This window comes from Chromobacterium sp. ASV23 (genome assembly GCF_016428945.1).
Classification (GTDB): Bacteria; Pseudomonadota; Gammaproteobacteria; order Burkholderiales; family Chromobacteriaceae; genus Chromobacterium; species Chromobacterium sinusclupearum.
This window is the reverse complement of record NZ_JAELTR010000001.1, coordinates 208,962-228,306: the sequence shown is the minus strand read 5'-3', so window position 1 is coordinate 228,306 and position 19,345 is coordinate 208,962. Positions and strand designations below refer to the sequence as shown.

Annotated in this window: 22 protein-coding genes; 13 read left to right on the top strand and 9 right to left on the bottom strand. The window is 62.8% G+C overall.

Going from position 1 to position 19,345, the window contains the following annotated elements; genetic code table 11:
• The first annotated feature begins 70 nt into the window (after positions 1–70).
• Positions 71–490 carry a LexA family transcriptional regulator gene (locus JHD59_RS01110; protein WP_199152812.1) on the top strand — a complete coding sequence of 140 codons (420 nt, stop codon included), beginning with the start codon at positions 71–73 and terminating at the stop codon, positions 488–490.
• Entirely contained in the window at positions 487–1,749 is a 1,263-nt protein-coding gene (locus JHD59_RS01105; RefSeq protein ID WP_199152811.1) for a Y-family DNA polymerase, read from the top strand. Before JHD59_RS01110 ends, JHD59_RS01105 begins: the two co-directional genes overlap by 4 nt.
• A gap of 27 nt (positions 1,750–1,776) precedes the next feature.
• Here the strand turns inward: JHD59_RS01105 and JHD59_RS01100 are convergent, their stop codons facing one another.
• The gene (locus tag JHD59_RS01100) at positions 1,777–2,385 is read right to left on the bottom strand and encodes an SOS response-associated peptidase (protein WP_233163822.1); all 609 of its coding nucleotides are present in this window, start codon (positions 2,383–2,385) and stop codon (positions 1,777–1,779) included.
• 190 nt (positions 2,386–2,575) lie between these two features.
• Between JHD59_RS01100 and JHD59_RS01095 the strand changes: the two genes are divergently transcribed.
• Positions 2,576–3,277, top strand: coding sequence for a glutathione binding-like protein (locus JHD59_RS01095; RefSeq protein ID WP_199152810.1), 702 nt, complete (start codon positions 2,576–2,578; stop codon positions 3,275–3,277).
• Between the two features lie 55 nt (positions 3,278–3,332).
• Here the strand turns inward: JHD59_RS01095 and JHD59_RS01090 are convergent, their stop codons facing one another.
• Entirely contained in the window at positions 3,333–4,646 is a 1,314-nt protein-coding gene (locus tag JHD59_RS01090; protein WP_199152809.1) for an aerolysin family beta-barrel pore-forming toxin, read from the bottom strand.
• Positions 4,647–5,148: 502 nt separating this feature from the next.
• Positions 5,149–6,651, bottom strand: a complete 1,503-nt coding sequence (locus tag JHD59_RS01085; protein ID WP_199152808.1) for a sodium:alanine symporter family protein — start codon at positions 6,649–6,651, stop codon at positions 5,149–5,151.
• Positions 6,652–6,913: 262 nt separating this feature from the next.
• Here JHD59_RS01085 and JHD59_RS01080 point away from each other — a divergent pair, with 262 nt between their 5' ends.
• On the top strand, positions 6,914–7,240 hold the full coding sequence (locus tag JHD59_RS01080; RefSeq protein ID WP_199152807.1) for a hypothetical protein: 327 nt from the start codon (positions 6,914–6,916) through the stop codon (positions 7,238–7,240).
• A 15-nt stretch (positions 7,241–7,255) separates the two neighbouring features.
• Here JHD59_RS01080 and JHD59_RS01075 read toward each other — a convergent pair whose 3' ends face one another.
• The 3 genes from JHD59_RS01075 to JHD59_RS01065 form a co-directional block, all read right to left on the bottom strand.
• Positions 7,256–8,023, bottom strand: a complete 768-nt coding sequence (locus JHD59_RS01075; RefSeq protein WP_199152806.1) for an ABC transporter substrate-binding protein — start codon at positions 8,021–8,023, stop codon at positions 7,256–7,258.
• Positions 8,020–8,961, bottom strand: a complete 942-nt coding sequence (locus tag JHD59_RS01070) for a substrate-binding domain-containing protein (RefSeq protein ID WP_199152805.1) — start codon at positions 8,959–8,961, stop codon at positions 8,020–8,022. Before JHD59_RS01070 ends, JHD59_RS01075 begins: the two co-directional genes overlap by 4 nt.
• 117 nt (positions 8,962–9,078) lie before the next feature.
• A complete protein-coding gene (locus tag JHD59_RS01065; RefSeq protein ID WP_199152804.1) occupies positions 9,079–9,873 on the bottom strand; it encodes an outer membrane protein assembly factor BamD in 795 nt (264 codons plus the stop codon).
• Between JHD59_RS01065 and rluD the strand changes: the two genes are divergently transcribed.
• The 9 genes from rluD (at position 9,872) to JHD59_RS01020 (ending at position 16,371) form a co-directional block, all read left to right on the top strand.
• Positions 9,872–10,966: a 23S rRNA pseudouridine(1911/1915/1917) synthase RluD gene (gene rluD / locus JHD59_RS01060; RefSeq protein WP_103321061.1), complete on the top strand. Its 1,095-nt coding sequence runs from the start codon at positions 9,872–9,874 to the stop codon at positions 10,964–10,966. The genes JHD59_RS01065 and rluD overlap by 2 nt on opposite strands.
• Positions 10,956–11,693: a peptidoglycan editing factor PgeF gene (gene pgeF, locus JHD59_RS01055; RefSeq protein ID WP_199152803.1), complete on the top strand. Its 738-nt coding sequence runs from the start codon at positions 10,956–10,958 to the stop codon at positions 11,691–11,693. The genes rluD and pgeF overlap by 11 nt, the downstream gene beginning before the upstream one ends.
• A 214-nt stretch (positions 11,694–11,907) precedes the next feature.
• A complete protein-coding gene (locus JHD59_RS01050; RefSeq protein WP_199152802.1) occupies positions 11,908–12,516 on the top strand; it encodes an AraC family transcriptional regulator in 609 nt (202 codons plus the stop codon).
• Positions 12,513–13,358 (top strand): GNAT family N-acetyltransferase, encoded by an 846-nt coding sequence (locus tag JHD59_RS01045; RefSeq protein ID WP_199152801.1) that lies wholly within the window; start codon positions 12,513–12,515, stop codon positions 13,356–13,358. Before JHD59_RS01050 ends, JHD59_RS01045 begins: the two co-directional genes overlap by 4 nt.
• Positions 13,359–13,436: 78 nt before the next feature.
• On the top strand, positions 13,437–14,090 hold the full coding sequence (locus JHD59_RS01040) for an HD domain-containing protein (RefSeq protein WP_199152800.1): 654 nt from the start codon (positions 13,437–13,439) through the stop codon (positions 14,088–14,090).
• A gap of 24 nt (positions 14,091–14,114) precedes the next feature.
• Positions 14,115–14,837: a metallophosphoesterase gene (locus JHD59_RS01035; RefSeq protein ID WP_199152799.1), complete on the top strand. Its 723-nt coding sequence runs from the start codon at positions 14,115–14,117 to the stop codon at positions 14,835–14,837.
• Positions 14,838–14,890: 53 nt separating this feature from the next.
• Positions 14,891–15,292 (top strand): hypothetical protein, encoded by a 402-nt coding sequence (locus JHD59_RS01030; RefSeq protein WP_103321055.1) that lies wholly within the window; start codon positions 14,891–14,893, stop codon positions 15,290–15,292.
• 54 nt (positions 15,293–15,346) lie between these two features.
• Positions 15,347–15,745, top strand: coding sequence for a VOC family protein (locus JHD59_RS01025; RefSeq protein ID WP_071108908.1), 399 nt, complete (start codon positions 15,347–15,349; stop codon positions 15,743–15,745).
• Positions 15,742–16,371 (top strand): nucleotidyltransferase family protein, encoded by a 630-nt coding sequence (locus tag JHD59_RS01020; protein ID WP_368671503.1) that lies wholly within the window; start codon positions 15,742–15,744, stop codon positions 16,369–16,371. The genes JHD59_RS01025 and JHD59_RS01020 overlap by 4 nt, the downstream gene beginning before the upstream one ends.
• Before the next feature lie 72 nt (positions 16,372–16,443).
• Here JHD59_RS01020 and narI read toward each other — a convergent pair whose 3' ends face one another.
• Genes narI through narH form a run of 3 tightly spaced genes read right to left on the bottom strand, consistent with a single transcriptional unit; the run spans position 16,444 to position 19,334 of the window.
• Entirely contained in the window at positions 16,444–17,127 is a 684-nt protein-coding gene (gene narI / locus JHD59_RS01015) for a respiratory nitrate reductase subunit gamma (RefSeq protein WP_199152798.1), read from the bottom strand.
• Between the two features lie 2 nt (positions 17,128–17,129).
• Positions 17,130–17,777, bottom strand: a complete 648-nt coding sequence (gene narJ / locus JHD59_RS01010; RefSeq protein WP_199152797.1) for a nitrate reductase molybdenum cofactor assembly chaperone — start codon at positions 17,775–17,777, stop codon at positions 17,130–17,132.
• Between the two features lie 9 nt (positions 17,778–17,786).
• Positions 17,787–19,334 carry a nitrate reductase subunit beta gene (gene narH, locus JHD59_RS01005; protein WP_199152796.1) on the bottom strand — a complete coding sequence of 516 codons (1,548 nt, stop codon included), beginning with the start codon at positions 19,332–19,334 and terminating at the stop codon, positions 17,787–17,789.
• Positions 19,335–19,345 lie beyond the last annotated feature (11 nt).

Genomic DNA, 19,345 nt, shown 5'->3' with positions numbered 1-19,345 from the left:
GGCTTGCGGCAGCATCGCCTATCCGGGCAAAATGGTCTATCTTGAATTTGTACCATTTCAAAATCCCGCCATGATTTCTGTCCGCGTTCCCGGCCTTGCGCCGCCCACCCTGCCGCTGGCGCTATCGCCCGTCCGCGCCGGTTTCCCCTCGCCGGCGGAAGACCGCATGGAGGCCGGCATAGACTTGCAGGCCTATCTGGTGGCCGATCCGCTGGCCACGTTTCTGGTTCGGGTAGCCGGCGACTCGATGCGCGACGCCGCCATCCAGGAGGGAGACATCCTAGTCGTCGACAAAGGCCTGACGCCGCGCCACGGCGACATCGTAATCGCGGCGATAGATGGCGAATTCACTGTCAAGCGGCTGCATCGCAAAGGGAGCCGCTGCATGCTGCTGGCGGCCAATCCAGACTATCCGCCCATCGTGCCGGCCGGCGATCAGGAGCTGCAAATCTGGGGCGTGGTGACAGCCTGCGTGAGGAAATTCCGGTGACGACCTATGCGCTGGTGGATGGCAACAATTTCTACGCCAGCTGCGAGCGAGTGTTCCGGCCGGACCTGGAAGGCCAGCCCATCGTGGTGCTCAGCAATAACGATGGCTGCGTGGTGGCGGCCAGCGCGGAAGCCAAGGCGCTGAATCTGAAAATGTTCGGACCGTTCTTCGAGATCGCCGGCCTGTGCCGCCAGCATGGCGTAACGGTTTTCTCCAGCAACTACACGCTGTACGGCGACATGAGCCGGCGCATGATGGCCATCCTGGCCGAACATGCGCCGGGCCAGGAAGTGTATTCGATCGACGAATGCTTTCTGGACCTGAGCGGCGTAAGCAACATCGAAACGCTGGCGCGGCGCATGCGCGACGACGTGCGACGGCGCATCGGCATTCCTGTCAGCGTCGGCGTCGGCCCCAGCAAAACCCTGGCCAAGCTGGCCAACCATGTCGCCAAGCGGGTGCCTAGCTGGGACAGCGGGGTCTTCGACTGGAGCTGGCTGCCCGAGGCCGAACGCGACGCGCTGCTGGGGCAATTGGCTGTCGGCAAAGTCTGGGGCGTGGGGCGCAAGCTGGCGGCCCAGCTGGAAAAGATGGAAATCGACACCGCGCTGAAGCTGAAGCGGGCCGATCCGCGCGCCATCCGGCGCCAGTTCAGCGTGATGCTGGAGCGCACCGTGGCCGAGCTCAACGGCGTCAATTGCCTGGAGTTGGACGATGCGGAGCCGGAGCGGCAGCAGATCATCGCCAGCCGCTCCTTCGGCGAAAAGCCGCGAGACTTCAACGTGCTGGCGGCCGCCATCAGCCATCACATCAGCACCGCCGCGGAAAAGCTGCGCAAACAGCGCGGCGCGGCAAGGCTGGTGGGCGTCAGCATCCGCACCAGCCCTTTCATCGACGACGGCTACCACGGCTACACCGTCGTGCCTTTGGCGCAAGCCAGCGACGATACGCTGACGCTGGCGCAAGCCGCGCTCGCCGGTCTGCGCGACATCTACCGCCGCGGACCGCTCTACCAAAAGGCCGGGGTCATCCTGATGGAAATCTCGCCGCGCGACGTCAGCCAGGCCGACCTGTTCGCCGCGCCGCCAGATCCGCGCCGGCAAAGGCTGATGCAAACCATGGATACCATCAACCGCGAATTCGGCCGCGGCCGGGTCAAGCTGGCGGCGGAGGCGCTGACCAATAACTGGGAAATGCGCCAGGACCAGCGCTCGCCATGCTACACCACCCGGTTGCAAGACCTGTTGATAGTGAAATAGCCATGCTTAAACCTGACTTGCCCAGGCTCAATCGAATAACGAGCCTTGCAAAGGCGGATCAGGGGTTTCCGGCTCCGCCGCCATGAATTCGGCCGGCCAGGCCGCCAGGAAGGCGCGCGCCGTCTCCGGATTGCGGCAATTCAGCCAGGCGTCGTATTGCGACGGCGATACAATGACCAGCGTGCGCTTCTCATCGCCAGGCCGATGCATGCGCCGCATCAGCGGGTGATGGTCGGCATTGATGGTGATCTGCGTGAAGGAGGCGCTGACCGAACCATCGGCCTCGCGCCACTCCCGCCATAGCCCGGCCACGGCGAAGGGCGCGCCGTCCGCCAATCCGATGCGCATTCGCACGGCGCGGCCGCTCTCATAGCACGGTTCGAAAAACGCCCGCATCGGCACCAGGCAGAGCTGGCAGTTATGCCAGGCATCGCGGTAGCTGCGCAGCTGGCCCAGGGTTTCGGCGCGCGCGTTCATGGTGGACAACCGCACCCCGGCTGGCTGATGGCGCTTGGGGATGAAGCCATAGGACGCCAGCCGCACGCCGTCGCGGGTAAGAATGGGCGCCAGATAGTCCTGCCACGCCTCGTCCTGCCATTGCCCATCTCCGGGCTCAACCGCAAAGAATGCCCGCAACTGGTTTGGCGATGGAGTCTGAAAATTTACACACATCGTGGCATTATCAAGGGATGGCGGACAGCGCGCCACCGTATCATCCACTCCCAGAGTCGCTGACCTGCCCTGCGGAATCCCTGCGCCCAAGCGCGCCGACGCAGAACGCACCAGCAGCACGGCCAGGTTAACGGCTCTCCACGGAAAGGCAGCCATGATAGACCTGTACTACTGGACCACGCCCAACGGCCACAAGATCACGATCTTCCTGGAAGAGGCCGGCCTCCCCCATCGCATCGTCCCGGTCAATATCGGCCAGGGTGAACAATTCCAGCCTGACTTTTTGCGCATCTCACCGAATAACCGCATCCCGGCCATCGTGGATCACGCGCCGGCCGATGGCGGCGAGCCGCTCAGCGTGTTTGAATCCGGCGCCATCCTGCTGTATCTGGCGGACAAGATTGGACGCTTCATCCCGCAGACGCTGCGCCGCCGCAACGAAACGCTGCAGTGGCTGTTCTGGCAGATGGCTGGCCTGGGGCCGATGGCGGGCCAGAATCACCACTTTACGCAGTACGCGCCGGAGCAACTGCCGTATGCGATAGACCGCTACGTGCGCGAAACCGCCCGTCTCTACCGCGTACTGGACACGCAATTGGCCGACGGCCGCGACTACATCGCCGGCGCGTACTCCATCGCCGACATGGCATGCTATCCGTGGATCGTGCCGCATGAACGGCAGCGGCAGAATCTGGACGACTTCCCGGCGCTTAAGCGCTGGTTCGATCGCATGGCCGCCAGGCCTGCCGTGCAGCGCGCCTATGCCCGCGCGGCGGAAATCAATAGCGCGCCGACGGTGGACGAGAAGTCGCGGGCGATTCTGTTTGGCCAGGACGGCCGGCCGCGACAAGGTTGAGCAAACTAAAAAAAACCCGGCGAAAGCCGGGTTTGTCGTTTCGTGGCAGGCACGCTTACCGCAAGGGCGACGCAGCGGACGGCGCGGCCTTGGGCTTGTCCACGCTGATGCGCAGATTCTTGATCTTGCCCGGCACGTCCTTCAGGTCGCCTCCCACCACGCGATACTGGATGCCTCCCGCAGCCGCCGCGCCCAGGTTGGCGGAGCGCGCGGTCAACGCCTGCGAGCTTAGCGGCTCCACCGGCCCGGCGGTAACCGTATAAGCCGTGGAATCCACCGCGGTGAACACGCCGGTGAATTGCTGCTTGAACTTGCGCTTGGAGATGGAGCCGATGTAGTACTCGATGGTGCCGCGCGAGTACTGGTTCACCGCCCACGGCCAATCCCATTTCGACGTTGCCGGGTTCAGGTACTGCGACAGCAGATCCTGCGCCCCGTTGAGGCCGTCCTTGCCGCCAAACTTGGCCAAGTAGTACGGACGATTGGACGGATGGCCGTTCAGCGCGTTGTCGCTGTAGCGCAGGAAGTTGTACAGCTCGGCCTCGTAGGTCAGATACATCTTGGAGGTATAAGGGATGTTGGCTTTCTGCTCGAACAGCGTCAGCGTGATCATACGCTTGCTCTTGGGCGGCAGCACCGCCCGGTATTCCGCAGTTTGCGAAGTGGTGCTGCTGGTGCCGTTGGTGGTGGTCCAGTCGGCGCCGGAAGCGATCTCCACCGCCACCGACGACTCGGCGCCGCCAATCAGCGGCAAGCCCGCGCTGAACTTATTGGTCACCGTGACCTTGCCGCTGACGCTGATCTTGTCCGCCTTGGACCAGCTGACAGTGGAGTCGTACTTGATATTGGCCACCCCGGTATCGGACTGATCGCTGAAATTCTCCAGCAGCACATTCACCACTTTCAGCGGTTTCTTGTTATACAGCTCCGGCGTGCCTAATTTCATATCATCCGGCTCCATCATCCACTGGATGTTGGAGAAAGCCATGCGGAAACGCTTGTCGGCCCAATAACCGCCCGGTCCTTTCGGATCGTATTTGGCGTTCATCATGTAGCGGTACTTATTATCGGGAATCGACAAATTATCCAGCATGGTGTCGATGCGCCGGTATTCGAACTCCTTGCCTACCGCAGTATTGCCATTGGTATTGCCGCCCACCCAACCATAACCCAGATAATGCGCCAGATAGGCCCAGGGTTTGAAAAACGCGTCCGAGGTGACGATTTTTTGAATTGTGGATTCATTGTCCGGAGACATTTCGGTATAAATCACATCACTGAATTGCGGAACCGTATCCGCAGCCCATACCGGCTGCTGATGCGCAACCAGCAATACGGCGACGGGAAGGATGGTTTTTATCGACTTCATGTTTTATCCCTTCGGAGGTAACAAGATGAATAATTGCAATAGCCGTCCTGTTCTGTCCCAAACGCACATCAGACGGAGCAATTTTCGAATGCCATCACGAAATAGAGCAAAAACTCCACAACGCAAGATCATCGTAATCATCCCCCCTTGCTTATCGCAACAATCATTAACGGCATATTTGTAAATACTTACATTGAATTATTTACATTTGATTTGATTAAATTTAATAAGTAAAAATGCCTACGTCGTATCACCAGAAATAGCAATGCGATACGCCGCAGCCTTATCGGCATCAATGGCTTATATCAAAGCGATCAACACAGCATGCACCGCGTCGAATCCGTTCTTTTGGACAGGTGCTTGGCGACAACAAATCAAATCGCACGCGCATAGAACCAGATTCGCGCGCGACATATCGCAAAAAGCCCTCCGCGTACGGAGGGCTTTCCAATCATTTTTCTAGCCTGCCGGCAATCTTCCCGGCACGCGCTAGGCCGTCATCTCAATTGACCTGGCTGGTTGCGGGCTTGCCCTCCGGCGTCTGCTCGTCTTGCTCTGCCGCCAGATTCTCCTCGGCGCGGCGGCCCTCCCAATAGGCTGCATTGGCGATGCCAAGCTTCTCCGGATGGAACACCGGATCCGAACCCAGCGCCTGCTGCGCCTCGTAATCGCGCAGGCAAGCCAGCGCCGGCTTCTGCAGCAAAATGATGGCCACGATGTTGAGCCAGGCCATCAGGCCCACGCCGATGTCGCCCAGCCCCCAGGCCAGATCAGCCGTCTTGACCGTGCCGTAAACGGTGGCCGCCATCAGCGCCAGCTTCAAGACGAACGCCAGCCAGGGGCGGCGTTGCTTGCGGGTCAGATAGGCGATATTGGTTTCGGCGATGTAGTAATAGGCGATGATGGTCGTGAAGGCGAAGAACAGCAGCGCCAGCGCCACGAAGGCGGAGCCGAAGCCCGGCATGATGCTTTCCATCGCCGTCTGCACATAGCCTGGCCCTGCCGCCACCCCGGCAATGCCGGTGAAAACCGCCTGGCCATCTGGCCCCTGCACATTGTATTGCCCGGTGATCAGCAGCATGAAAGCCGTGGCGGAACAGACAAACAAGGTATCGATATAGACCGAAAACGCCTGCACCAGGCCCTGTTTGGCCGGATGGCTGACTGCCGCGGCGCTGGACGCGTGCGGCCCGGTGCCCTGCCCGGCCTCGTTGGAATAGATGCCGCGTTTGACGCCCCACTGGATGGCGAAACCCAGCATGGCGCCCATGCCGGCCTCCAGCCCGAAGGCGCTCTTGAAGATCAGCGCCACCACGCCCGGCAACTGCTCGATGTTCAGCGCGATCACCACGCAGGCGACGATGATGTAGCCCAGCGCCATGAACGGCACCACCGCGCCGGCGAATACCGCTATGCGCTTGACGCCGCCGAAGATGATAAAGCCGAGCAGAATGGCCAGCAGCGCCGCGGTGACGGTGGGCGCCACACCGAAGGCAGACTCCATCGATGCGGCAATCGAGTTGGACTGGATGCCCGGCAACAGCACGCCGGTCGCCACCACAGTGGTAATGGCGAACAGCCAGGCATACCACTTCATGCCCAAGCCCTTCTCGATATAGAACGCCGGCCCGCCGCGATACTGGCCGTCAATCTTTTCCTTGTACACCTGGCCCAAGGTGGACTCGACGAAGGCGGAACTGGCGCCCAGGAAGGCTACCAGCCACATCCAGAACATCGCGCCCGGGCCGCCGAAGGTAATGGCGGTAGCCACGCCGGCAATGTTGCCGGTGCCCACGCGTCCCGCCAGCGTCATCGCCAGCGCCTGGAACGACGACACGCCGGCGCTGCTGCTCTGGCGGTTGAACATCAGCCGCAACATCGCCTTGAAATGCCGCAGCTGCAAAAAACGGGTGCGAATCGAAAAATACAGGCCGGCGCCCAGGCACAGATAAATCAGTGCCGGACTCCAGACCACGCCGTTGATGGCGTTGACCAGCTGATCCATGGTTTCTCCTTTGTCTGCGAAGGTTCGCAACCGGCTTTATCATTGCCTTACATGCCGATTGTCGGACTGCAAACCGAAAGATAAGGAGCAAACCCCTGTCAACTCCAGTAAACAGAGTGTAAAAACTCTAAATTGCAACAAAAAACAGCCACGCGCTTTGCCAAGCGCAAGAAATCATGCCGGCATATAAAGGCCCGAAAAACCTAACCAGCCCCGTGATATAGTGGCGGCCCACGCAATCAGAACACGGAAACGTTAAGCCATGCCCACTCAAGCCCGCCTGGCGGCTTGCCTGATCGCCGCCGCGCTGTGCGCCTGCCAGCCGCCGCAACGCATCCAAGCCAGCTACCACTGCGATCAACAGATACAGTTCAGCTTCGATCGACGCGGACAGACTGTTGAGTTGAAACAAGGGGATGCCACCCATCAGGGCTTCATGGATGAGAAGGGGCTGCTGACCTGGCCCAAGGACAAGGCTGGGACGGGCTTGCCTGACAGCTTTTACATTTCGCGCAAGACGCCCGATCAGATGAAATTGTACGGCGGGCTGGCCGGCACCGGATTAGCTTGCCGGCTGGATCCACAATAGCGCCGGCAGCCGGGCTTACGGCGCTTTCAGCCAGCTCTTGCGCATCTCTCGGTAATAATCGAGCATGCCGTAGCGGCTCCAAACCGGCGCGGCATCCTCGGCGAACAGTCCCTGCTTCAACACCGCGCGCATCCTGCCCTGCAAAGCAGGCGATACCCGCGGGCCGCAGGCCAGCCAGCGCTCGACTTGGGCCACCACAAACAGTTTGACGGCCTGATTCTTTCCAGACAACGAATCTGGCGGCAGATCGCTGACCAGCACTTGGAACCGGCCGGCGTTCAGCATCAGAAAACCAGTGGAAGAATTTTTTACCGGCGTGAACGGCATGCCGGCGCTGCTGAGAATATCGCGCACCTCGGCCATGTCCACCGCCCCCACCGAATACCCCTTCAGCGCGCCCAGATTGGCCAATTGGTTCTTGTTGTCGCCACGCTTGTAGGCCGTCAACGTAATCGGCGCGATGACGCTGATGAAATTGACGGTTTCACTCTCGCCCTGATCAAAATTGACCGCCAGCGCGCAAGTATTGTCCTGATTGGCGAGGCTTAGGAAAGCCCGCTTGAAAGGCACGCTCTGAAAAACCACCTCAATGCCCGCCTTGCGCATCAGCAAGCGGAAGGCGTCGGCATAAGGGCCGGAAAGCCCCCCGGCAGACTTCAGCAGGAATGGCGGATAGTCGTCCGCCAGAACCCGGATGGTGGCCGGCGAAGCGGCTTCGGCGCGGGAAAGGCCGAAAAAGAGAAAAATCGCTGCCAGCCAGCGCAATCGGCTCAGGCCCATCATGTCGCGGTTCTTTTAATCAGCTCCACCGGCGTTTGCACGATCGATTGCAGCTCGGCTTGTCCAACGTGCTTGGACAGCGCCTGCAATACCAGATCCAGCGCATATTGCATCTGCAGCGCCGGGTGCTGGTCGGCGGTCGCATAGATGGCGCCGCTAGCGATATACGGCACCGCAGCGGGGATATTATCGTAACCGCCTATCAGCACCTTGCCGGTCCTATGCCGTTCCGTTACGGCCTTGACTGCGCCTATCGCCATATTGTCGTTACCGCACAGCAGCGCCGACAGGTCCGGAACGGCATCCAGCAGCGACAGCGCGGCCTGGTAGCCCTTGTCGGTCTCCCAGTCTCCCCAGCGCATCCCGGCCAGTTCCATGCCGGCGATGCGTATCGATTCGCGGAAACCATCGCTGCGAGACTTGGCGTTGATCGCCTGCGGAAGGCCTTCGATGATGCCAACCTTGCTGCCCGGCTTCAGCGCCGCCAGCACATAATCGCCCACCTTGCGCGCGCCGCTGAAATTGCTTGGCCCCACAAAGGGAATGTTCACGTTTTCATGCGCCAGCACGCGCTCGTCAAGCTTGTTGTCGATATTGACCACCAGCATCCCTTGCGCGATGGCCTTCAACAACAAAGGCATCACCGCCCGCGAATCGGCCGGCGCGACGATCAAGGCGTCGTCCCGGCGATCTATCGCGCGCTGCAGCATCGCCACCTGCGCCTTGACATCGCCTTCGCTCTGCAAGCCTTCCAGCCGCAGCTGATACTCTGCGGCATGATCGGCATGATGCTTGCGCGCGCCATCCAGCATGATGGTAAAAAACTGGTTGCGCAGCGACTTGACCACCACCGTCACGGCCAACTTGCGGTTGGCTGCCGCTGCCCAGCGCCAGGCGCCGGCACTCGCCAGCGCGGCCAGCAGGAATTGACGCCGCCTCATCGCCCTCTCCCCTCATTCAGATCACTTGAAACTATAGCCAAGTTCAAGCCGGGAGCACGCCGCGCCACGTCAAACAAAAAGCCGCCCATCGGCGGCTTTCTGGCTAGGTTGCTGGCGTTATTTCCACAGCTTCCACCACGGCATCTCCTCCGTCTGCCAGGGCTTGGTCAGATATTGGCTCTGCGGATAGTTCAACGACAGGACGCGGCGAGCGTCGTCGCGCAGTTGCGGCATCTGCAATTTGTCGTAGGCGGCCACCATGATGGCCAGCGCCTCTTCCGGATACTTGGTGTTGGAAAAGTCCTTCACCACGCCTTGGGCGCGGTTGGCGGCCGCCAGGTAGGCGCCGCGCTTCATGTAGTAGCGGGCCACATGCATCTCGTTGCCGCCCAGCGCATCGACCAGACGGGTCATCTTGGCGCGGGCGTCCGGCGCGTAGGTGCTGTTGGGGAAGCGGGTGGTCAGCTCGCGGAAGGCGGCGAAGGCCTCGCGCGCGGCGCGCGGATCGCGTTCGCTCATGTCCTGGCCGGCCCATTTGGCGAGCAGGCCGGAATCGTCGTTGTAATACACCAAACCTTTCAGATAATAGATGTAATCGAGGTTGGGGTGAGTCGGATGCAGCTTGATGAAGCGATCCGCCGAGGCGATGGCTTGCTCCGGTTCCCCATCCTTGTAATGGGTGTAGGCGAGGTCCATCTGCGCCTGTTGCGCATAGCGGCCATACGGGAATCGCGACTCCAGCGTTTCGTAGAGCTTGACTGCGCGGGTATAATTGCCGCTGTTCAACTCGTCGTGAGCTTCCGCATACAGTTTCTCCACGGTCCAGCCGCGCGTTTCGTCGTAGGTTTCCGTGGAGGCGCACCCGGCAAGCCCCACCATCACCAACATTGCAGCAACAACGTATCTTTTCATGACTGATCCTTACATTGACCCGGACGATTATAGCGACATCTCGGAAAACGAGGTATCCACCACGCAACATCTTGAAGTCCCGCTGACGCTATGCGGTGACCGGCTGGACGCAGTGCTGGCCAAACTGTTGCCGGATTACTCCCGCAGCCGGCTGACGCAATGGATCAAAGACGGCCTGGTTTTGGTGGACGGCAAGGTGGTGGCGCCCAAGACCAAGATGCTGGGCGGCGAGAAGCTGGACGTCACTTTGCAGCTGACGCATGAGGAAATGGCCTTCCAGCCGGAAGCCATGGACCTGCCCATCGTATTCGAGGACAACCACATCCTCGTCATCAACAAGCCGGCCGGCCTGGTGGTGCACCCGGCCGCCGGCAACTGGAGCGGCACGCTGCTGAACGGCTTGCTACACCACTGCCCGGCGCTGGCCAATGTGCCCCGCGCCGGCATCGTCCACCGCCTGGACAAGGACACCTCCGGCCTGATGGTGGTGGCCAAGACCCTGCCGGCGCAGACCGAGCTGGTGCGCCAGCTGCAAGCGCGCACCGTCAAACGGATCTACCGCGCCATCACTGACGGCGTAGTGCCCTTCGACGGCACCATCGAAGCCAATATCGGCCGCGATCCGAACAACCGCCTGAAAATGGCGGTGCTGAAGTTCGGCGGCAAACCGGCCATCACCCATATCCGGGTGCTGGAGCGCTTCGCCAGTCACTCCCACATCGAGTGCAAGCTGGAAACCGGCCGCACCCACCAGATCCGCGTCCACATGCGCGAGGCGGGCCATCCGCTGGCCGGCGACCCGGTATACGGCAATGTGCGGCACAAAATGGATGAAGAGATCGCGGCGGCCGTGAAGGCGCTGGGCCGCCAGGCGCTGCACGCCTACGCGCTGGCCCTGATCCACCCCGCCACCGGCGAGGAGCGCAGCTGGAAGGCGCCGCTGCCGGATGATTTCCGCGCCCTGCTGGACGTGCTGCGCGGCGATGGCGCCGTGGCCGACGAAGAAACCTTCGCCCACGGCGAAGGCGAGGACGATGAGGACTGGGACGACGAAGACGACGATGGCGACGTCGAGGTGATCTATGCCCGCTAAGGACTGGATCGAAGCCGACTGGCCCGCGCCGCCCAAGGTGCGCACGCTGGTCACCACGCGCGCCGGCGGCGTCAGCCAAGGGCCTTACACCAGCCTGAATCTGGGCGCGCATGTCGGCGACGCGCCGGAAGCCGTCACCGCCAACCGCGCCCTGCTGCGCGACGAACTGCCGGCCGAGCCCGCCTGGCTCAATCAGGTGCATGGCGTGGCGGTGGCGGACGCGGCCAGCGCAGGCGCGATTCCGCCCGATGCCGACGCCAGCTTCGCCCGCGCGCCGGGCGCAGTCTGCGCGGTGATGACCGCGGACTGCCTGCCGGTGCTGCTATGCGAGGAGCAGGGCCAGGCCGTGGCCGCCGCCCATGCCGGCTGGCGCGGACTATGCGATGGCGTGATCGAGGCCACCGTAGCGGCGATGGGCCTGCCGCCGACGCGGCTGATGGCCTGGCTGGGCCCGGCCATCGGCCCGGACGCGTTTGAGGTCGGCGCCGAAGTGCGTCAGGCCTTTGTCGAAAAAGACGCGGCGGCCGCTGCCGCCTTCGTCGAAATCGACCATGGCAAATACCTGGCCGACATCTATGCCCTGGCCCGCCTGCGCCTGGAAAAACTGGGCGTCTCGCGCATCCACGGCGGCGACTTCTGCACCGTGATAGACCGCGAGCGTTTCTTCTCCTACCGCCGCGACCGCATCACCGGCCGCATGGCCTCGCTGATCTGGCTGGAAGCCTGATTCTAGCGGCTGTTGATGCGTATTGAGCGGCCGCGCCGGAGCGCAAACGCGATCTGCGCAGCGCACGTCAACAGCCCCTAACCCCGCCGTCCGGCGGGGTGTTTGTTTTTATCCACTCGCCATCCCTTTTCCCTACAGACGATCGCCGCCGCGTTGACCCGCCGCCGTTACGCGGACATCATCATTTTTTATTCATCCGCCACGCACGCCTCCCATGCAGATCGCCATCGTCACCCTGGACTGTTTCAATGAGCTGGATTCCTTCATCGCCTCCGGCATTCTGGGGAGGATGACGCCGCACGGCTGGACTGTGCGCATCTGCGCGCCTGTGCCGATTGTGCAATCGCGCTCCGGCGCCCGCGTCGAACGCCAGGAAGACCTGTCCTACGCCGCGCAAGCCGACGCGGTGCTGATCGGCAGCGGCTGGCGCACGCGAGACTGGGTGGCCGACGATACCATCATGAGCCAGCTGCGGCTGGACCCATCGCGCCAGCTGATAGGCTCGCAATGCTCCGGCGCGCTGGTGCTGCATAAGCTGGGGCTGCTCAGCGACGGCATCGCCTGTACCGACGGCATGACCCGCCCCATGCTGGAACAGCTGGGCATCGCCGTCGCGCCCGGCGCTTTCCGCACGGTTGGCAATATCGCCACCGCCGGCGGCTGTCTGGCCTCGCAATACCTGGCGGCCTGGGTGCTGCTGCGGCTGGCCGGCGAGGCGCGCGCGCGCGAGGTGCTCTCGTATGTCGCGCCGGTGGGCGAAGAGCGCGACTACGTCGAGCGCGCCCTATCCCTCGTCTCCACGCCGGAAGGCGCGCTGTCATGAAGATCGCAGCGCTGTCCCGGCTTAGCCCGGCCGACTTGCACCCCTGCTTTCTGGCCGCCTTCAGCGACTACGTCATTCCCGCCCAGCCGACGCTGGAACAAATGACAGCCATGCTGAAGCGGCGCGGCTGGCAGCCGGAGCTGAGCGCCGGCGCCTGGCTGGACGGCAAGCTGGCGGGATTCTGGCTGACCGCCACGCCGGATATCGACGGCCAGCGGGAAGGCTATTGCATCGCCGCCGGCGTCGCGCCGGACGGCCGCCGCCGCCACGCACTGACCGACATGGCGGCCTTGGTGACCGCGTTGCTGGCCGAACATGGCATTCATAAGCAAAGACTGGAAGTCATAGACGGCAATGCGCGCGCGCAACGGGCTTATGAACAGCTGGGGTTCTCCGCCTTGCGCCGGCTGGATTGCTATCAAATCCTCGAACCCGTCGCTGCGCGCGGATTCTGGCCCATCACTGCCCATGCGGTTCACGCCGCCGCGGATTGGCCGGCCGATGCGCTGGCCTATCCGCCGGCCGTGCCCAATCGCCGCGAATCGCTGCTGCGCGCCGAACCGCCGCTGCGCTGGCTGACGATTCGCCATGATGGCGATCTCCAAGGCTCGCTGCTGATGTCGCGCGATGGCGAGGTGGTGGAGCTGCAGGTCGCGCCGGCCTGCCGTCGGCGCGGCATGGCCGCCAGCCTGCTGCGCGCCGGACAACAGCTGGCGGCGGATGGACGGCTGAGCTTCAATAATGTCGACAGCCGCGATCTGGCGCTGATCAGCCTGCTGCTGAAACACCAGGCCAGCTATCGGCTATCTCAATGGGAGCTCGTCAAGACAATCGACGATTGAAAAGCGGCCGGCCAAGGCGATGTTAAAATAAGAGTATGGCCGCCCCGCCGCGGCGGCTCTCAAACAAGGCCTTCCTCGATGCACCCGCAATTGCAAAACGAATGGCAGCACAGGCTGATCGCCCTGCTGGAACAACAACCGCCGGACAACGACGGCGCCCATGATCTGAGCCACTTGCACCGCGTATGGGCGGTGGCGCGCCAGCTGCTGCAGCATTACCCCGAAGCCGACCCCGTCGTGGTGATGGCCGGCAGTTATCTGCACGATCTGGTCAACCTGCCGAAGAACCACCCGCAACGCCAGTTGGCCTCGCACTGGTCGGCCGAGCGCGCGCGCCAATTGCTGGCGGACAGCGGCCTGACGCCGGCGCAGCTGGACAATCTGGCGCATGCCATCGAGGCGCACAGCTATTCCGCCGCCATCGAGCCGCGCACGCTGGAAGCCCGCATCGTGCAGGACGCCGACCGCATGGACGCGCTGGGTCCGGTGGGTCTGGCCCGCATGTTTTATGTTTCCGGCCGCATGGGCCGCGCGCTGGCCCACCCGCTGGACCCGCTGGCCGAACACCGCGGCCTGGACGACCAGGCCTGGGCGATCGACCATATCGAGGTCAAGCTCGCCAAGCTGCCGGGCATGATGCAAACGGAGGCCGGACGCGCCTTGGCGGAACGCAAGCTGCAATGGCTGCTCAGCTTCCGCGACGAGTTCTGCCAAGACTGGATGGCCCGCTAAGCCGAGAAAGGACAGGTCGCCGCCATGATGATCAAGAAGCTTCCGCGCAATCGCGCGGGAAGAGACTGGGTGGTAGGCGACCTGCATGGCTGTTTCGAACTATTGCGGCGCTTGATGAAAACCATCAGCTTCAATCCGCACACCGACCGGTTGATCTCGGTGGGCGATTTGGTGGATCGCGGACCGGACAGCCATCTAGTCGGCGAATGGCTGGCCCAGCCCTGGTTTCACGCGGTGCGCGGCAACCATGAGCAAATGGCGTTGGACGCGATGCGCAATCCGCTGGAGGACTTGGACCGCCATCTGCGCAACGGCGGCCGCTGGCTCAGCGAAATGCCGCCCGCCGAACGCGATGCCTGCGTCGCCGCCCTCGCGCAATTGCCGCTGGCGATAGAGATAGACAGCGAAGTCGGCAAGATAGGCGTGGTCCACGCCGACTGCCCCGGCAACGACTGGAGCGCGCTGGCCGAGCGGCTGGCGGCCAACTGCCCCAGCGCAGAAGACTACGATACGCTGCTGTGGTCGCGCGAGCGCGTGTTCGACCGCGGCGCCGGCCACGTCAACGGCGTGGCGCTGCTGCTGGTGGGCCACACGCCGCAAGACCACGCCGTCCGCTACGACAACGTGATGCACCTGGACACTGGGGCGGTTTATGGCGGCAAACTGACGCTGTTCTGCCTGGACGATTTCGTCGAAGTCTCGCTGCCGGCAGGCTCTGAACATGCGGCGCGCTACCAACTGCATTAGACGCTGCCGGCCTGCGCCGCTAGAATGCGCGCTCCCCCACGCAAGGAAAAACCATGGCCGAGCCCAAGAAAAAGACCGCAAACAAGCCGGGCCAGCAAGACAGGCGCGCTCAGGAACAGCGCTTCGCCCAGGCCGAACAAGCCTGCCGCCAGCTGGTGAACCTGCTGGAAACCATGGCCGCCGCCGGCGGGCTGGACGGCAGCGAAACCGCCGCCCAATATCTGAACTCCACCCGCGCCTACTACCGCCGCATCCGCAACGGCAAGGTGATGGGCCCGGCCGATTTCACCGCCGCGGCCGAAGTGTGCGCCTGCTCGCGCCGCGCGCTGGCCGCGCTGGACCCGACATTGGCCTTTGACGATTTGCCGCAGGCCGATGCGCTGCGCCAGGCCCTGCGCCAAGGCGACCTGGTCATCGAGCAGATGCGTCAGATCAAGGCCGGCAAAGCTGGCTGAATCTCCAAGCGCATGGCATGATGAGGACACCCCCACCTCAGCGCCGACATCGCCATGTACAAGCAGACTCCCCACCTCCGCGTTGCGCGTCCGGTCAGCAGCCTGGGCCTGAGCAAAGCCATGTATTGCGAGGGCTTGAATCTGCAGCTGCTGGGCAGCTTCAAGGATCATGATGGTTTCGACGGCGTGATGCTGGGGCTGCCCGGCGCGGGATTCCATCTGGAATTCGTCGTCAGCCACCGTCATCCGATCAGACCCGCCCCGACGGCGGAAGACCTGTTGGTGCTGTATCTGCCGGATCATCCCGAATGGGAAGCGGCTTGCGCCTGCATGCGCGCGGCCGGCTTCGCTCAGGTGCCATCGGCCAATCCCTACTGGGACGTCCACGGCGCCACCTTCATCGACCACGACGGCTATCGCACCGTGCTGCAGAACGCCAAGAGCCCGGTGTGAGGCCTCCGTTCGACACCGCCGGCGACGCCACTGCGCAGCCTGACGCACAAGCCCTGCGCGACATCGTCCGCCAGACGCCATGGCTGATGCATGCCTTGCGCATCGCGCGCAGCCTGGGCCTGGCGTCATGGTGCATAGGCGCCGGCGCGCTGCGCAACGCGGTATGGGACCACCTGCACGGTTATCCTGCCCCGTCGAGGCTGGCGGATATCGACCTCACCTACTTCGACCCAGAGAACCTCACGCAGCAGCAGGATGACGCGCTGCTGGCCACGCTGCAAAGCATGGCGCCGGACCTGCCATGGGAAGTCACCAACCAGGCGGCAGTCCATCTATGGTTCGGCAGCCATTTCGGCTATGCCGTCGAGCCGCTGCGCTCGCTGGCGGAGGCCGTCGCCACCTGGCCGGAGTACGCCACGGCGGTGGGCATCTATCTGGACGACGCAGACCGGCTGCGCATCATCGCGCCGCACGGCCTGCAAGATCTGCTTCAGATGCGAATCCGGCACAATCCTGTGCGCGCCAGCGCGGAGACCTACCGCCAACGGACCTTGCAAAAACGCTATCAGGAACGCTGGCCCGATGTGGTGATGGATCCTGAACCATCCGCCCCGCCGACGCAGTAGCACATCGACCCGGTTGGCACAGGAGCGCCATTCCTTGCGGCAGGCTTTCCGCCCCAGCGGCACAATGCGGTGTCAGCGCGGCCGGACCAATTGCCAGGCGCGCGTCAGGTAACTGACGCTGGCGAAGCCGCTCCAGCTATGCACCATGCGGGTAAACGGGAACAGCATGAAGAAAGTCAGCCCGAAGAATATGTGCAAACGGAACACCAGAGGCGCATCGCTTACCAGGCTGGCTGCATCGCCGCGTAAAGTCAGAATGTGTTGCGCCCAGAGCATGAAAGTCAACATGGCCTGGCCATCCAGGTGCTGCGCCGATTCCGGAATGGTGGCCAATCCCAGGCAGAGCGTCAGCAGCAGCCACGGCAGCAGGATCTTGTCGCGCAGCGCGGTCTGCACGGCCAACCGCTGATTGCTGAAGCGGCGCCACAGCAGGATCAGCAGACCCGCCAGAGCGACGCCGCCGAGCGCGCCGCCCGCCCCCATCGCCAACAACTGCTTGGCGCTGAGCGGCACGCCCAGCCACTCCCATACCGCAAGCGGCGTCAGCAGGCCGCCCAAATGGCCGAGGAATACGCCGATGATGCCGACGTGAAACAGGTTGGACCCCAGGCGCAATGGACCGCGATGCAGGAACTGCGTCGACTCGGCGCGCCAGGTGTACTGCTCGCGCTCAAAACGCACCAAGCTGCCCAACAGGAAAACCACCAGCGCGATATAGGGGTAGATGCCAAACAAAAACAAGTGCAAATAACTCATGATCAGACTCCTTGCGGCGCCGGGCGTGGATAAAAATGAACAGGCTGCGGCGCGGCGCTCGGCGTCAGCAGCGGCTCCATGCCGTCAAACCCGCTGCCGAAAACCTCCATCGCCTCATCCATATCGCGGACTGGCGGCGCGCTGACAGGCAGCGGCGCGACCGGGCTGAGGCTGGTCAGCGCGGCAAAGGCCCCGGCATAAGGATTGCCGGCATCCGCCAGCCGCCGGCCGACTGCCGCGATCACATGTACGGCCTCCCCCAGCAAGCCCGCCGCCGGTTCGGCCGGCATCTGGGATAGAAACTCCAGAAACAGCGGCAGATAGTCGGGCAGCTCGTCGGCCGCGATAAAAAATCCATGATCGTGATAAGTCTGCATCAAGCTGACCATGGCTTCGCCGCGCTCGCGGCTTTCGCCATAAACGTGCTCGAACAAGTGCAGGCTGAATGGGCGCTGACGATCAAACCAGTCCACATAGCGGCTTTGCAGCGTCAGCAGCTCGTGGCTCTGCAAGTGCGTCAACAACGGGGCCAGCTGCCCGGCCGTTTCGCCCGGCAGCGCTTGCGATAGCTGGCGCGCCAGCGGCAAGGCCTCCACCAGTTCGGACGTGGGATAGAGCAGCAAGGCGGAGATCAATCTAAAAGCATTCATGATGTCGCCTCAGGAATGGGATGACTTGCGTGATTTCGGCATGTCGGCGAAGAAAACCGACCCCTGCTTCTTGGTGCCGAACAAGGTGCCGTCGCTGACGCCGCCCGAGCAGCCATTGCCGAAGCTGAAACCGCAACTGCCCTTCTCATTGAAGCTGTCTTCCACCATTTCCTTGTGGCTGGAAGGAATCACGAAGCGGTCTTCATAGTTGGCGATGGCCAGAATCTGGTACATCTCCTCAACCTGTTCCCGCGTCAAGCCCACCTGCTGCAGCACCTCCGCCGCCTCGCGCTGATCGACATGGCGGGCGCGCAGATAGGCGCGCATGGCCAGCATGCGGTCCAACGCCATCCGCACCGGCGCTTCATCTCCGGCCGTCAGCAGATTCGCCAGATAACGCAGGGGAATCCGCAGCTCGCTCACATCCGGCAGGATGCCGTTGCGTCCCAGGACGCCGCTTTGCACAGCCTTCTGGATCGGCGACAAGGGCGGGATGTACCAGACCATGGGCAAGGTGCGGTACTCGGGATGCAGCGGGAAAGCCACGCACCACTCGACAGCCATCTTGTATACCGGCGATTGGCGCGCCGCCTCGAGCCAGCTTTCAGCAATGCCCTGGTTGCGCGCCTCGGCGATGACCGCTGGATCGTTGGGGTCGAGGAACAGGTCCAGCTGCGACTGATAAAGCTGCTGCTCGTCAACGACGGACGCCGCTTGCTCGATGCGGTCGGCGTCATACAGCATCACGCCGAGATAACGAATCCGGCCGACGCACGATTCCGAACACACGGTAGGTTGGCCGGCCTCAAGGCGCGGGTAGCAGAACGTGCATTTCTCGGCCTTGCCCGATTCCCAATTGAAATAGATCTTCTTGTACGGACAACCTGAGACGCACATGCGCCAGCCGCGGCATTTATCCTGGTCCACCAGCACGATGCCGTCGTCTTCGCGCTTGTACACCGAGCCGGACGGACAGGACGCCACGCAGGCCGGGTTGAGGCAGTGCTCGCACAAGCGCGGCAGATACATCATGAAGGTGTTCTCGAAGGTCGAGTACATCTCCTTCTCGATGTCCTTGAACAGCTGGTCGCGACCGCGCTTCGCGAACTCGCCGCCCAGATCGTCCTCCCAGTTCGGGCCGCTGGTGATCTTGTCCATCTTTTGCCGCGTCAGCACGGACACCGGACGCGCAGTCGGCGGCGTCTGCATGGCCGGCGCGTTCTGCAGATGCTCGTAGTCGTAGGTGAAAGGCTCGTAGTAATCGTCGATCTGCGGCAGGTTGGGGTTGGCGAAAATATTGGCCAGGATTCTCAGCCGGCCGCCCTGCTTCGGCTCCAGCTTGCCGGCCGCATTGAGCTGCCAGCCGCCGCGCCATTTTTCCTGGTTTTCCCAGTCGGTCGGGAAGCCGGTGCCAGGCTTGGTCTCGACATTATTGAACCAGGCATACTCCACCCCGTCGCGGCTGGTCCAGACGTTCTTGCAGGTTATCGAACAGGTGTGGCAGCCAATGCATTTGTCCAGATTGAGCACCATGGCTACTTGCGCGCGAATTTTCATCTTGTCGTCTC